This is a genomic window from Nonomuraea jabiensis, assembly GCF_014204795.1.
Lineage (GTDB): Bacteria > Actinomycetota > Actinomycetes > Streptosporangiales > Streptosporangiaceae > Nonomuraea > Nonomuraea jabiensis.
Genome location: NZ_JACHMB010000001.1, coordinates 4,184,243 through 4,197,824, shown reverse-complemented (window position 1 = coordinate 4,197,824; position 13,582 = coordinate 4,184,243). Strand labels below are relative to the sequence as shown.

Genomic DNA, 13,582 nt, shown 5'->3' with positions numbered 1-13,582 from the left:
GCTACTCCTGGGCTATGTGCTTTTTCTCCTTAATGTGTGACAACTGAGGCGGGAGTTTTGTGGGCGTATCCACGATAACTATCCCGTAACGTTCCAAACCTGGCACGGATGAACTCCTGCCCCTCGGGGAACCCGCGCGCGACGCGGTGTACGGGACGGGCGGACAGCGCGGCACGGCGGTGGGCGTGGCGACGGGCGCGGGGCAGCGGTGGTGGAGAGGTGAAGGGCTGCCCGGTGAGGGGCGGAGGGAGTGGGGGTGGAGCGGTCGATGGGGTGGGGCGCTGGGTCGGGTGCGGCGCTGGGTGAGATGAGGTGCGGCGCTGGGGTGAGTGGAGTGGAGGCGCTGGGTGGGTAGTTGGTGGGGTGGGTGGGTTAGACGAGGCGGCGGGCGGTGGCCCAGCGGGAGAGTTCGTGGCGGTTGGAGAGTTGGAGCTTGCGCAGGACCGACGAGACGTGGGTTTCCACGGTCTTGACGGAGATGAAGAGCTCCTTGGCGATCTCCTTGTACGCGTACCCCCGCGCGATCAGGCGCAGCACCTCGCGCTCCCGCTGCGTCAGGGAGTCCAGCTCGGGATCGATGGACGGCGCCTCCGACGAGGCGAAGGCGTCCAGGACGAACCCGGCCAGCCGGGGCGAGAAGACCGCGTCCCCCTCCGCCACCCGGCGGATGGCGTCCGTCAGCTCCTTGCCGCTGATGTTCTTGGTCACGTAGCCCCGCGCCCCGCCCCGGATCACGCCGATGACGTCCTCGGCGGCGTCCGAGACCGACAGGGCGAGGAAGCGCACCTGGGAGCCCGCGCCCAGGACCCGGCGCAGCACCTCCTGGCCCCCGCCGCCCGGCATGTGCACGTCCAGCAGGACCACGTCGGGCTGGTGCTCGGCGATCGCCTTGACGGCCGTCTCCACGTCCTCGGCCTCGCCCACCACCTCGATCGAGTCGCCCAGCTCGGCGCGTACGCCGGAGCGGAACAGCCGGTGATCGTCGACGATCAACACGCGCGTCATGCCTTCTCCACCTTCATGGTCAACATCACTTCCGTGCCCTCACCGACGGAGGTGCGTACCCGGGCCGTGCCTCCGTGGCGTTCCATTCTCCCGATGATGGACTCCCTGATGCCCATCCTGTCGAGTGGCACCGCGTCGAGGTCGAACCCCTTGCCACGATCCTTCACGAAAATCGTGACCTCTTCACCCTCTACTTCGGCATAGACGGAAATGGCCGGACTCTCAGAGTATTTGGCCGCGTTGACCATCGCCTGCCGGGCCGCCTTGAGCTGGGCGGCCAGCTTACCCGCCGGGTCGAGGGCGATGTCCCCCACGCAGACGACCTCGATGGGCACCCCGTGGGCATCCTCCTCCTCCGCCGCGATCCGGCGTACGGCGGCCGCCACGGTGGCGTCGGCGTCCTGGGCGGGCTGGTAGAGCCAGTTGCGCAGGTCGCGCTCCTGGGAGCGGGCCAGCCGGGTGACCTCGCGCGGGTCGTGGGCGACCCGCTGGATGAGCGTGAGCGTGTGCAGCACCGAGTCGTGCACCATGGCGGCCACCTCGGCGCGTTCCTCCTGCCTGATGCGCTCGCGCCGCTCCAGCTGCAGCTCCTTCCACAGGCCGGCGAGCCAGGGAGCGGCGATGACGGCCAGGCCGCCGACCACCACGACGGTGAACATCAGACCGGGCCTGGCCTGGGCCAGCTCGCCCTCGGCGTACAGGAAGCCCGCCGCGCCGATCACCACGAGCGTCACGCCGAGCAGCGTGCGAACCCGGTTCTTCCTGATGCTCGTGGTAGCGCCCTGGACCCAGCTCTTGCGGCGTTCCGGGTCGGCCTGCTGCCAGAGGATCAGCGCCCCGATCCCGCCCACGGCGAACGGAAGCATGCCGATCCCGCCCTTGGACGCCCCCGTGAGCCAGCTGAACGCGAACAGCGCCACCCCGATCGCGCTGAACGCGGCGAGCTGGCTCCAGTCCCGCTGCGGCGGCTGCCCCTCGTACGGTTGCCGGGGCGTGACCATCCACAACACGGCGTACGCGACCATGCCGGCCCCGTCGACCACGCTGAGCAGCACGAACATCAGCCTGATCACCACGGGATCGAGCGAGAGCTGCGTAGCGAGGCCCTGGGCGACACCGCCGAGGAGGCGGCCCTCCATGGGGCGCATCAGGCGCCGATAGGGCGCGTCGCCGGTCGGCTCGGCGAGAGTCTTCTGGTCAGCCATAACATCGCCATAGTCACATGTCGGGGGCACTTCGGGCATCAGGGAACAACCCCCGGGTCGGGTCAGGGGTGTCCCGGATGCGAGCACACCACGCGTAGGTCCACGATGGTGACATGACAGAAGCTCCACCCAGAGAACCGGCCGCCCCGCCCCGGTCGCTGCAACGTAGCAGCGAGGGGCGCATTCTCATGGGTGTCTGTTCCGGTCTCGGGCGGCACACCGGCATCGACCCCGTGGTGTTCCGCGTGGGTTTCGCCGTGCTTCTGCTCGGCTCCGGCATCGGCCTGTTCCTCTATCTCGCGGCGTTCCTGCTGATGAAGGAGCCGAACGGCAAGCCGGGGATCATCGAGCAGTGGACGCGCCGGGACTTCGACGCCGAAACCGTGATGGCGTTGATGACGGCGGTGATGGCGTTCGGGCTGGCGCTCAACCTGGCGACGGTGTGGCTCGACACCGGCACCCTGGTGGTGGCCGTGCTGCTCGCCGTCTCGCTGCTCGCCGCCCACTCCAGCGGGGTGGACCTGCTGGGGCTGGCCCGTTCGATGCCCGAACGGTTGAGCAGGAGGCAGACGAGTGCTGCCACCGAGGCCCCGCCGGTCAGGCCCACGCCCCCGGCAGGGCCCTCGCCGGTCGCGTCCATGCCTTCCCCGGAGGGAGCACGGCCGGCGCCACCCCCGGTCGCCACGCCCGCCGCGGCGCCACCGCCGGTCAAGGAGCCGGCCGTTCCAAAACCGGTCCAGGAAGCGGAGACGGTCCAGGAAGCGGAGCCGGTCCAGGAAGCGGAGACGGCTCGGGAGGTCGGTGAGGAGCGGGGGCCGGAGCCGCCGACCCGGATGCACGAGGCCGTGCCGCCGGCGCCCACCGGTGAGGACACCAAGGTCACCGCCGAGCACCGCGTCCCCTCGTACCAGCCGCAGCCCAGAACCCGCGCCGACTACTCCCCCTACGGCGAGCCGTTCGCGCCGAAGGGCCCCTACCAGCCGCTCGACCCGGCCAAGCGGGCAGCAGGCTACTCGCCGTACGACCCCGTCCTGTACGGCCGTCCGGTCCCCAAGAAGGAACGGAAGCCGCGCCCGAAGTCGTTCATCGGCGCCATCACCATCCTGCTGGCAATCATCATTGGAGGGATCGTCGTGGCGGTCCAAGCCAGGTCGGCCGCCGGAGTGAGCCCGACCATCGTCGGCGGCGCCCTGCTCATCACGATCGGCGCCGGGCTGCTGGTCGCCGCCTGGTGGGGCCGCGGAGCCGGGCTGGTGGCCGCGGGGACGCTGGTGGCGGTCGTCGTGGCCCTGGGTTTCGTGCTCGGGGGCGTGCCCAGGAACATCGGCGAGTCGGACTGGACGCCGACCAGCGTGACCCAGTCGAGCATCCTGTACGACGTCGGCGTCGGCGACGGGCGGCTGGACCTGTCGGAGCTGAAGCTGACGCCGGGGGCCGAGGTGACGTTCAACGCGGCGGTGACGATGGGCGAGCTGGTGGTGGTCGTGCCGCCGACGGCCAGGATCGAGGTGCACGCCACGAACAAGGTCGGCGACATCAAGCTCGACCATTCGGTCAGGGGCGGCGTGGACGTGCGGTACGACAAGGTGCTGGAGCCGGAGGTCGAGCCGGACGGCAAGGTCTCGACCATCGTCCTCAACCTGCGGGGCGGGCTCGGCGACATGGAGGTGCGGCGTGCCGCGTGAGGTCGACAGGCCGCGACGCCTCCACCGCACCGACTGGATGGCCCTGCTCAGCGGTGTGCTCTTCGTGGTTCTGGGCATTCTCATAGTGACACGCGCGATCACGGATCCGCTGGTCCTGATCGGGGTGTTGGTGCTGGGATTGGCGTTCGCGGGGCTGGTGGCGATCATCGCCAGGGTGGTTCGCGGTAAGTAACCCTTGACCGGGAAAGACACCGGCGTAGGTTCGGGTGTGTCCGCCGATCCCCTGCTCCTGAGGGAGGACGTATGCCCCGAATCACCGTCACCGTCGACGGGATCAAGTACGAGGAGGACGTGGAGCCGCGGCTCCTGCTCGTACATCTGCTACGAGAGCGGCTGGGCAAGACCGGCACCCCCATCGGGTGTGACACCAGCAACTGCGGCGCCTGCACGGTCATGCTCGACGGCAAGAGCGTCAAGAGCTGTTCCGTGCTCGCCGTGCAGGCCGACGGCTGCGAGGTCCTCACGATCGAGGGCCTGGGCGTCAACGGGTCGATGCACCCGATGCAGCGGGCCTTCCACGAAGAACACGCGCTGCAGTGCGGTTACTGCACCCCCGGCATGGTCATGGCCGCGATAGACCTGCTCAGGGAGGATCCCGAGCCTTCGGAGGAGGCGATCAGGGAGGGCCTGGAGGGCAATCTCTGCCGCTGCACCGGCTACTGCAACATCGTCAAGGCCGTGCGCCGGGGCGCGCAGGAGATGGGGCGGGCGGTGACGGCGCCATGAGCGAGATCGACACCGGCATGGTCGCCGAGCAGATAGAGCAGAGCGATCAGATCAACGAGCCCGCGGGCACGTCCGAGGTGGGCAGGCCGCGCCGGCGCAAGGAGGACGCACGGCTCCTCACGGGGCGCACGCAGTGGACGGACAACCTGTCCCGCCCGGGCCTGCTGCACGTGATGTTCCTGCGCAGCCCGATGGCGCACGCCCGGATCACCAGGGTCGACGTCTCGGGCGCGCGCGAGCTGCCCGGGGTCGTGGCGGCCTTCAGCGGCCAGGACTTCGCCGCCGAGCAGGGCAGCCTGCCGTGCGCGTGGCCGGTGAGCGAGGACATCGTCATCCCCGACCACCCGCCGATGGCGGTGTCCGAGGTCAGGTACGTCGGCGAGGCCGTGGCCTGCGTGATCGCGACCGACCGCTACCGCGCCGCCGACGCGCTCGAGGCCATCGACGTCGAGTACGAGCAGCTGCCCGCGGTCCTCGACATGAACGACGCGCTGACGGACGGCAGCCCGAAGGTGCACGAGGCGGGCAACAAGGCGTTCAGCGTGAAGATCAACTCCGGTGACATCGAGGCCGCGTTCAGGGACGCCCCCGTCGTCATCGACCGGACCTACATCCAGCAGCGGCTCATCCCGAGCGCGATGGAGCCGCGGGCGGTCCTGGCCGACACCGACGGCGACGCGTTCACGATCTGGTCGGCCACGCAGATCCCCCACGTCCTGCGGGTCATGCTGGCCGTGGTGACCGGCATCCCCGAGCACAAGATCCGCGTGATCGCGCCCGACGTGGGCGGCGGGTTCGGCTCGAAGCTGCAGGTCACCGCGGAAGAGGTGCTCTGCCTGCTGCTCGCCCGCAAGCTCGGCAGGCCGGTCAAGTGGACCGAGTCCCGCTCCGAGGGCAACCTGACCGTGCACCACGGCCGCGACCAGATCCAGCACATCCGGCTGGCCGCCGAGGCCGACGGGCGCATCCGCGGGCTGCAGGTCGACCTGCTGGCCGACATGGGCGCGTACCTGATGCTGGTCACGCCGGGCATCCCGCTGCTCGGCGCGTCGATGTTCAACGCGATCTACAAGATGGACGCGTACGAGTTCGGCTGCACGGGCGTGTTCACCACCAAGATGCCCACGGACGCCTACCGGGGCGCGGGGCGGCCCGAGGCCACGTTCGGCATCGAGCGGGTGATGGACGAGCTGGCCGCCGAGCTGAAGCTGGACCCGGTGGAGGTGCGCCGGCGCAACTGGATCAAGCACGACGAGTTCCCGTACACCACCATTTCCGGCCTGACGTACGACTCGGGCAACTACGAGGCGGCCACGGACAAGGCGCTGGCCCTGTTCGGCTACGACAAGCTGCGCGCGGAGCAGGCCGACCGGCGTGACCGGGGCGACCCGGTGCAGCTCGGCATCGGCGTCAGCACGTACACGGAGATGTGCGGGCTGGCCCCGTCCAGGATGCTCGGCGAGGCGAACTACGGCGCCGGCGGCTGGGAGCACGGCTCGGTGCGCATGCTGCCCACGGGCAAGGTCGAGGTCATCACCGGCACCTCGCCGCACGGGCAGGGCCACGTGACGTCGTGGAGCCAGATCGCGGCCGACGCGCTCGGCGTGCCGTTCGACGACGTCACGGTGCTGCACGGTGACACGGCCATCGCGCACAAGGGCATGGACACCTACGGCTCGCGCTCGCTCGTCGTCGGCGGCATCGCCGTGCTGAAGGCGTGCGAGAAGGTCAAGGACAAGGCCCGCCGCCTCGCCGCGCACGTGCTGGAGTGCTCGCCCGACGACCTGGAGTACGCGGCCGGGGCGTTCAAGGTACGGGGCACGGACGCGCAGAAGACCATCCAGGAGCTGGCCTACGCCGCGTTCACGGCGCACGACCTGCCGGAGGGCGTGGAGGCGCGGCTCGACTCCGACGCCACGTTCGACCCGGAGAACTACTCCTTCCCGCACGGCACCCACCTGTGCGCGGTGGAGGTGGACACCGAGACGGGCATGGTGAAGATCCGCTCGTACGTGGCGGTCGACGACGTCGGCAAGGTCGTCAACCCGCTGATCGTCGAGGGCCAGGTACACGGCGGCATCGCGCAGGGCATCGCGCAGGCGCTGTTCGAGGAGGCCGTCTACGACGCCGAGGGCAACCTGCTGACCACGACGATGGCCGACTACCTGCTGCCGTCGGCGGCGGACCTGCCGGCGTTCCAGCTCGACCGGACCGAGTCGCCGGCGACCAGCAACCCGCTGGGCGTCAAGGGGGTGGGCGAGGCGGGCACGATCGCCTCGACCCCGGCCGTCGTGAACGCCGTCGTGGACGCGCTACGCCCGCGCGGCATCCGCGACGTGCAGATGCCGTGCACGCCCGAACGCGTCTGGAGGGCCCTACAGGATCGGGCGCCGCAGGATCGGACGCTGGAAGGAGCACGGCGATGATCCCCGCGCAGTTCGACTACGTGCGGCCGGGTTCGCTGGCCGAGGCCTGCCAGGAGCTCGCCTCCGACGAGGACGCCAAGGTCCTGGCGGGCGGGCAGTCGCTGCTGCCGCTGATGCGGCTGCGGATGGCGTACCCGTCGAAGCTGGTCGACGTCGGCCGGCTGCCCGAGCTGAAGGGCGTGCACGACCGCGGCGACCACGTCTTCATCGGCGCGATGACCACGCACGACGAGGTCCTGCACTCCGGCGTCGTCCGGGCCGACTGCCCGCTGGTCGCGCTGGCGACCGCCCAGGTGGCGGATCCGGCGATCAGGCACCTCGGCACGTTCGGCGGCTCGCTGGCCCACGCGGACCCGGCGGGCGACCTGCCGGCCGTGGTGCTGGCGCTGGACGGCGTGTTCGTGGCCAGGTCGCAGGAGGGTGAGCGGGAGATCCCGGCCGCCGAGTTCTTCGTCGACTACTGGGAGTCGTCGTTGGGTCCCGGCGAGATCCTGGCCGGGGTGAAGCTCCCGAAGCTGGGGGCGGGCTGGGGCTTCCACTACGAGAAGTTCCATCGGACCGCCCAGGCGTGGGCGATCGTCGGCGTGGCCGCCGCCGTCAGGCGCTCCAACGGGTCGATCGCCGAGGCCAGGATCGGGCTGACGAACATGGGCTCGACGCCGCTGCGCGCCCACGCCGCCGAGTCCGCCCTGGAGGGCGTGGAGCTGGGCGACCAGGTGCGCCAGGCGTGCGAGGAGGCGGCGGCCGGCACCTCGCCGCCGTCCGACCTGCACGCACAGCCCGACTACCGGCGGCATCTGGCCAGGGTCCTGACCCACCGCGCGGTACGCACGGCGGCCGGAGCTCCCTGACCACCCAGGTCAGCGGGGGCGCCTCTTCCGGGGCGCCCCCGCCTCGACGTAGTGTCGCAACCAGCGGGAAAAGGAGCGGATCGATGGCGATGCGGTTCGAGCACGAATTCACTGTTCCAGTTCCGGTCGAGCAGGCGTGGGCGGTGCTGCTCGACGTCGAACGGGTCGCGCCCTGCCTGCCGGGGGCGACGCTGGACATCTTCGAGGGTGACGAGTTCACCGGCCGGATGAAGGTCAAGGTCGGCCCGATCGTGGTGACCTACAAGGGCTCGGCCAGGTTCGAGGACGTCGACAAGGACTCCTACACGCTCACCATCCAGGCGTCCGGCAAGGAGGCCCGGGGCTCCGGCACGGCCTCGGCCACGGTCAAGGCCCGGTTGGCGCCGGTCGAGGAGGCCACGAAGGTGACCGTGGAGACGTCGTTCAACGTGACCGGCCGGCCCGCCCAGTTCGGGCGCGGCGTGATGGCCGAGGTCGGCGGCAGGCTCATCGAGAAGTTCGCGGCCAACTTGGCCGACCTGCTGTCCGAGCCCACGGTGGAGCAGGTCACTCCCGCGCCGGGCCCAGAAGAAGAGCGGCACGAGGAAGAGCGGCACCTGACCGCGGTGCCGGCGCCGCCAGAGCCGGAGTCGCGTCCCGCGGGCACGACCCGCACCTCCCGCACGGCCGACGAGGAGGCGCTGGACCTGCTGGAGATCGCCGGGCAGCCGCTGGTGAAGCGCCTGGCGCCCGTCGCGGGCGCGCTCGTGGCGCTGCTGGTGATCGTGTGGGTGATCCGCCGGCTGCGGCGCTGATCGCCTTGAAGGGCTGATTTTCAGCAAATACTCCATCAAGTCCGGACACTTCGCCCGAGCTGGGGGAAGTCCCATTTCCGCAGGTGGTTGGACCAGCGGGGGGACGTGGGATGCCGGACTGCACGGTGGTCGTGATCTCCTACAACGACGCGGCCCGCCTGCCCAGGGCCGTGCGTTCGGTGCTCGGGCAGTCCCTGCGCGACCTCGAAGTGATCATCGTGGACGACGCGAGCACGGACGGCACGCCGGAGGTGGCCGCCCGGCTCATGGACAGCGATCCGCGCGTGCTCTACCTGCGCAGGCAGGTCAACAGCGGGGGCTGCGGCGCGCCCAGGAACGACGGGCTCGACGCCGCGGCCTCGCCGTACGTGATGTTCCTCGACAGCGACGACGAGCTGCCCCGGCACGCCTGCAAGAGCCTGCTCACCGAGATCGAGCGGACCGGGGCCGACTTCGTGTCGGGGCAGATCTCGCGGCTGTTCGAGTCGAGCGGGCGGCTGAGACCGTACTATCCCGGGCTGTTCGCCAGGCGGAGGGTGGTGGCGGGGATCCGCCAGGAGCCCGACCTGTTCCTCGACTGCTTCAGCACGAACAAGCTCTACGACGTCGGCTGGCTGCGGGACCACGCGCTGCGCTTCCCCGAGGACATCCATTACGAGGACCACGTCTTCTCGACCGGGCTGTACGCGCTCTCGCGCAGGTTCGCGATCGTGCCGTGGACGGTCTACCTCTGGCACCGGGCGGCGACGAACGACTCGATCTCGCTGGGCGTCGACGACCTGGAGAACGTGCGGCAGCGGGTCATCGCGGCCCGGCGGAGCGACGACGTCCTGCGCGCCCAGGGGGCCGGGGACCTGGTGCCCCAGCGGCAGCGCCGGTTCGTGCGCCAGGACCTGCGGGTCTATCTCAACCCGCTGCCGGCGCGGGAGCTGGTGTGGATCAAGGAGTTCGCCGCGGTGGTCCGGCCGTACCTGGAGGAGATGCCCCGCTGGGTGCTGGAGGAGCTGGAGCCGCTGGACCGGGTCTGCTGCCAGCTCATCCTCGACGACCGGGCCGAGGACCTGCGGGTGGCCGCGGCCTCGCTGACCGGGCCGAGGGCCGCCCCGCGGTCGGCGGTGCGGCTGAACGGGCGCACGTACTGGGGGACGACGGTCTCGCCCGGCATGGACATCACGAAGCTGCGGCTGGCCGAGCTGCCCTTCTCCGAGTCCAGGCTGCGGCACGAGCTGACAGAGATCATCCCGGACGGCGACCGGGTGCGGATGACCATACGCACGTACGACCCGTTCGGGGCGCTGCCGCTGGGCTGGACGGCGCACTTGGCGCTCGGATCCCTAAAAATCCCGATAAAGCCGCAGCCGTCCGGCGGCGGAGGGTACGTCACCGACGTCGTCTGCAGGCCCACGGGCAGGTGCGAGCCGCGCATCGTCTTCACCAGGACCTCCGACGGGCACACCACGGCCGACCGCATCCTCGCCGACCCGCGGCTGCGGCCGGTCGAGCTGCCGGGGTGCACGGTCAAGGCCGAGGGGTACGCCGCGTACCTGTGCGTACGCCCCGACTCCGTCACCCGCTCGGCGCTGCGGCGGGTCAAGCGGGCCCTGATGAGCCGGCTCAACACGCCGGCGAACAAGCTGCGGGCCTACAAGCTGCTCATCAAGGTGGTGCCGCCCCGGCAGAACCTCGCCCTGTTCGAGTCCGACGTCGGCAAGGGCTACAGCGGCAGCCCCCGGGCCATCTACGAGGAACTGCGCCGCCGCGACCTGCCGATCGACGTGGTCTGGTCGGTGGCCAGGGGCCGCCGGAACTTCCCGCCCGACGCGCGGCTCGTCCGGCGCGGGAGCTGGGCCTACGTCTGGACGATGGCCAGGGCCGGGATCTGGGTGGACAGCCACGGGTTCCCGCTGGACTACCCGAAGCCGCACGGCACCCGCTACCTGCAGACCTGGCACGGGCAGGGGATCAAGTCGATCGGGTTCGACGCGCCCGACCTGCGTACCGACTTCGACGGTCCGCGGGCGCAGTGGCGGGCGGCGGTCGCGCGGTGGGACGCGCTGGTCTCGCCGAGCGCCGAGTTCTCGCGGGTGTTCCTGCCGTCCAACGGCTATGCGGGGAAGGTCTACCGGTGCGGGACGCCGCGGTGCGACGCGCTGGTACGGGCCGAGCCGGCCGATCACGTGCGGGAGCGGCTGGAGATCCCACCCGGGCGAAAAATCCTGCTTTATGCGCCTACGTACAGGGATCACGCCAAGGGCAGCGGCCAGTCCGTACGGGTGGATCTGGAGCTGCTGGCCGACGAGCTGGCCCGCGAGTGGGTGGTGATCCTGCGTACGCACCCGGTCGAGCGCTACAGCCCGCCCGAGCACCTCAAGCACTTCGTCCGGTCCGCCGGCTCGTACCCCGAGATCAACGACCTGATGCTGGCCTCGGACGCGCTGCTGACGGACTACTCCTCGGTGATGTGCGACTACGCGCTCACCGGCAAGCCGATGCTGTTCTACATCGACGACTGGGACGACTACCGGCTGGCCGAGCGCGGCGTTTACCACGACCTGCCCGCCATCGCGCCGGGCCCGTGCGTGACGACCACCGCCGAGCTGGTGGACGCGCTCAGGCGGCTGCCCGGCCTGCACGCCGCCTACGCCGGCCGGTACGCGGCCTTCCGCGACCTGTGGTGCGCCGACGAGCGGGGCGACGCGGCCGCCAGGATCGTGGACGACTTCTTCGAAGGTGCGCGATGAGCGTCGTCTTCGCCTGCGTGGACGCCGACACGCTCGGCGGCGTCCAGCGGGTGACGCACACCCTCGCCCAGGGACTGGCCGGGCGCGGCCACGAGGTGCACGTGATCGGGCTGCACCGGGCGGCGACGCCGTTCCGGTACGTGGACCGCCCGCTCTACCACCACCACGTGATCAGCCGGCGGCCGATGGAGTCGCGGGGCCTCCTCGCAGGCAGGAGAGCCGGCCGGCGGCTCAGGAAGCTGCTCGGGGACATCAGACCCGGCTACGCCGTCATGACCTCCCCGGCCGTGGTGGCCCGGATGGCGGGGCTGCTGCCCGCGGCGTTCCGGCGGATCGGGCAGTATCACGGCTCGTACGACCACGCCCGCGGCTGCTGGCACCTCGGCTCCATCAAGCGGCACTACCCCGGGCTCGACCAGGCGGTCTTCCTCAGCGAGGACGACGCCCGGCTCTTCTCCGAGCACGCGCTGCTGCCCAACGCCTGGGCCCTGCCGAACCCCCTGGCCCACTGGCCGGCGGAGCTGTCCGCGCTCGACGCGCCCCGCGTCCTCGGCGTGGGCCGGCTGGAAGGGGTCAAGCGGTTCGACCGGCTGATCAGCGCGTTCGCCCGCTCGGGCGCACCGCCCCCGTGGGAGCTCCACCTGATCGGCGACGGCACCGAGCTGGACCGGCTGCGCGAGCACGCGCGCGGGGAGGGCGTCGGCGACCGCGTGGTCTTCAAGGGGCTGGTGCCGAGCGACCGGATGCCCGCCGAATACCTGAACGCTTCCGTCCTGGGCCTGACCAGCGGGCACGAGGGGCTACCCGTCGTGCTGCTGGAGTCGGCCGCGCACGGGGTGCCGTCGGTGGCGTTCGACGTGTCGGGCGGCGTGCGCTCCGCCGGGTCCTTGCTGGTGCCGCCGGGGGACGTGGACGCGTTCGCGGCCGCGCTGGGCGGGCTGGTCGCCTCCCGGGAGGAGCGGCGGCGGCTGGGGGCCGGCGCCCGCGCACGGGCCGAGGCGTTCCGCCTCGACCACGTGCTCGACGGCTGGGAGCGGCTGTTCGCCCACATCCGGCGCTAGACGGGCTGACCAGGGCCGTCGCGGCGCTAGACGGGCTCGGTCAGCTCCGTACGCTGCTGCGGCACGCCCGCCAGGGACCGCTGGCGCTCGGTGAGCATCGCGGCCACGGGGCTCGGCTCGCGCAGCCGGTTGAACCGGTCGCGCATCTGCTTGCGCATGCGGCTGGCCTTGCGCTTCTGCATGGTCTTCTGGCAGGCCGTCACGTGCTCCTTGGCCGGCTTGGGCGCGCCGGTCAGCTCGTAGCCCATGGACTCCAGGCGGTCGCCGAGCATGTGCTCGCACAGCGCGATCTCCCAGTCGTCCAGCCGGTTGGCCCAGCTCCCGACGCGGGTGCGGATGACCTCGCCGTGCGTGTTGCTGTGCCAGACCTTGTGCTGGGGCACCGCCACGCTGGCCGCCTCGCGCGGGGAGATCATCGAGGCCGAGAACTCCTCGTCGAGGAAGTGGCAGAGCTTCTTCAGCTCGGTCATCGGGTCGTCGGTGAGGTCCTCGTACCGCAGCTCGTAGTAGGTGTCCTCGCCCAGCGTGCGCTTGAGCCGGCCGCCCGCGTCGATGGCCTCGGCCCAGGTGGAGACCGCGTGGAAGGAGTCCAGCGTGTACCAGGGCATCTCCTTCAGCGAGGCCACGCAGTCGCGGCCGTCCCTGATGAGGTGGATGAACTGGGCGTCGGGGAAGAGCCTGAGCAGCAGGTCGACCTGCTTGACGTAGCTGGGCCGCTTGTCGCCCCAGCGGACCTTGTCGAACCGGTCGGCGTACATGCGGAAGGCCGTCCCGATCACCGATCCCAGCGAGCCGGGCCCCTCCACGGCCTGCCTGACGAAGTCGTCCTTGTCGATCTTGAGCTCGCGGAACTTCGTGCTGCGGTCGGTCGCGATCCACTGCGCCAGCGCGCGGCGGCGGGCGACGATCCGCAGGTCGCCCCACGTCCGGCGGCGAAAGTAGGCGGGAATGAGGAACCGCGTCTCCGGCGGCACCGCCATGCGGGGGTGCGAGTGGAGCATGAGCTGGAGCATCGTGGTGCCGGACCGCGGACATCCAATGACGAAGACTGGCCGGTCGGACATTTC

11 protein-coding genes are annotated in these 13,582 nt (G+C 70.8%); 8 read left to right on the top strand and 3 right to left on the bottom strand.

Features of this window, described 5'->3' with window-relative positions; translation table 11 throughout:
- Positions 1 to 372: 372 nt before the first annotated feature.
- Both HD596_RS19340 and HD596_RS19335 read right to left on the bottom strand, forming a co-directional pair.
- A complete protein-coding gene (locus tag HD596_RS19340) occupies positions 373 to 1,005 on the bottom strand; it encodes a response regulator (protein ID WP_185070757.1) in 633 nt (210 codons plus the stop codon).
- Positions 1,002 to 2,210, bottom strand: a complete 1,209-nt coding sequence (locus tag HD596_RS19335) for an ATP-binding protein (protein WP_185070756.1) — start codon at positions 2,208 to 2,210, stop codon at positions 1,002 to 1,004. The genes HD596_RS19340 and HD596_RS19335 overlap by 4 nt, the downstream gene beginning before the upstream one ends.
- Positions 2,211 to 2,323: 113 nt before the next feature.
- Here HD596_RS19335 and HD596_RS19330 point away from each other — a divergent pair, with 113 nt between their 5' ends.
- The 8 genes from HD596_RS19330 (at position 2,324) to HD596_RS19295 (ending at position 12,515) form a co-directional block, all read left to right on the top strand.
- Positions 2,324 to 3,895 (top strand): PspC domain-containing protein, encoded by a 1,572-nt coding sequence (locus HD596_RS19330; RefSeq protein ID WP_281398258.1) that lies wholly within the window; start codon positions 2,324 to 2,326, stop codon positions 3,893 to 3,895.
- Positions 3,885 to 4,088, top strand: coding sequence for a hypothetical protein (locus HD596_RS19325; protein ID WP_185070754.1), 204 nt, complete (start codon positions 3,885 to 3,887; stop codon positions 4,086 to 4,088). The genes HD596_RS19330 and HD596_RS19325 overlap by 11 nt, the downstream gene beginning before the upstream one ends.
- Before the next feature lie 71 nt (positions 4,089 to 4,159).
- Entirely contained in the window at positions 4,160 to 4,642 is a 483-nt protein-coding gene (locus HD596_RS19320; protein WP_185070753.1) for a (2Fe-2S)-binding protein, read from the top strand.
- Positions 4,639 to 7,068, top strand: a complete 2,430-nt coding sequence (locus HD596_RS19315; protein ID WP_185070752.1) for a xanthine dehydrogenase family protein molybdopterin-binding subunit — start codon at positions 4,639 to 4,641, stop codon at positions 7,066 to 7,068. The genes HD596_RS19320 and HD596_RS19315 overlap by 4 nt, the downstream gene beginning before the upstream one ends.
- On the top strand, positions 7,065 to 7,919 hold the full coding sequence (locus tag HD596_RS19310; protein ID WP_185070751.1) for an FAD binding domain-containing protein: 855 nt from the start codon (positions 7,065 to 7,067) through the stop codon (positions 7,917 to 7,919). Before HD596_RS19315 ends, HD596_RS19310 begins: the two co-directional genes overlap by 4 nt.
- A gap of 83 nt (positions 7,920 to 8,002) precedes the next feature.
- The gene (locus HD596_RS19305; protein WP_185070750.1) at positions 8,003 to 8,713 is read left to right on the top strand and encodes an SRPBCC family protein; all 711 of its coding nucleotides are present in this window, start codon (positions 8,003 to 8,005) and stop codon (positions 8,711 to 8,713) included.
- A 110-nt stretch (positions 8,714 to 8,823) separates the two neighbouring features.
- Positions 8,824 to 11,454 carry a CDP-glycerol:glycerophosphate glycerophosphotransferase gene (locus HD596_RS19300; protein WP_185070749.1) on the top strand — a complete coding sequence of 877 codons (2,631 nt, stop codon included), beginning with the start codon at positions 8,824 to 8,826 and terminating at the stop codon, positions 11,452 to 11,454.
- Positions 11,451 to 12,515 (top strand): glycosyltransferase, encoded by a 1,065-nt coding sequence (locus tag HD596_RS19295; protein WP_185070748.1) that lies wholly within the window; start codon positions 11,451 to 11,453, stop codon positions 12,513 to 12,515. Before HD596_RS19300 ends, HD596_RS19295 begins: the two co-directional genes overlap by 4 nt.
- Before the next feature lie 26 nt (positions 12,516 to 12,541).
- On the opposite strand, the gene HD596_RS19290 is transcribed toward HD596_RS19295, so the two are convergent.
- Positions 12,542 to 13,579: a sulfotransferase family protein gene (locus HD596_RS19290; protein ID WP_185070747.1), complete on the bottom strand. Its 1,038-nt coding sequence runs from the start codon at positions 13,577 to 13,579 to the stop codon at positions 12,542 to 12,544.
- Positions 13,580 to 13,582: the final 3 nt, after the last annotated feature.

Excerpts from the sequence above, each read along its gene's own strand:
- HD596_RS19340 (WP_185070757.1), bottom strand. The coding sequence starts at position 1,005 with ATGACGCGCGTGTTGATCGTCGACGATCACCGGCTGTTCCGCTCCGGC.
- HD596_RS19335 (WP_185070756.1), bottom strand. The coding sequence starts at position 2,210 with ATGGCTGACCAGAAGACTCTCGCCGAGCCGACCGGCGACGCGCCCTAT.
- HD596_RS19330 (WP_281398258.1), top strand. The coding sequence starts at position 2,324 with ATGACAGAAGCTCCACCCAGAGAACCGGCCGCCCCGCCCCGGTCGCTG.
- HD596_RS19320 (WP_185070753.1), top strand. The coding sequence starts at position 4,160 with ATGCCCCGAATCACCGTCACCGTCGACGGGATCAAGTACGAGGAGGAC.
- HD596_RS19315 (WP_185070752.1), top strand. The coding sequence starts at position 4,639 with ATGAGCGAGATCGACACCGGCATGGTCGCCGAGCAGATAGAGCAGAGC.
- HD596_RS19310 (WP_185070751.1), top strand. The coding sequence starts at position 7,065 with ATGATCCCCGCGCAGTTCGACTACGTGCGGCCGGGTTCGCTGGCCGAG.
- HD596_RS19305 (WP_185070750.1), top strand. The coding sequence starts at position 8,003 with ATGGCGATGCGGTTCGAGCACGAATTCACTGTTCCAGTTCCGGTCGAG.
- HD596_RS19300 (WP_185070749.1), top strand. The coding sequence starts at position 8,824 with ATGCCGGACTGCACGGTGGTCGTGATCTCCTACAACGACGCGGCCCGC.
- HD596_RS19295 (WP_185070748.1), top strand. The coding sequence starts at position 11,451 with ATGAGCGTCGTCTTCGCCTGCGTGGACGCCGACACGCTCGGCGGCGTC.
- HD596_RS19290 (WP_185070747.1), bottom strand. The coding sequence starts at position 13,579 with ATGTCCGACCGGCCAGTCTTCGTCATTGGATGTCCGCGGTCCGGCACC.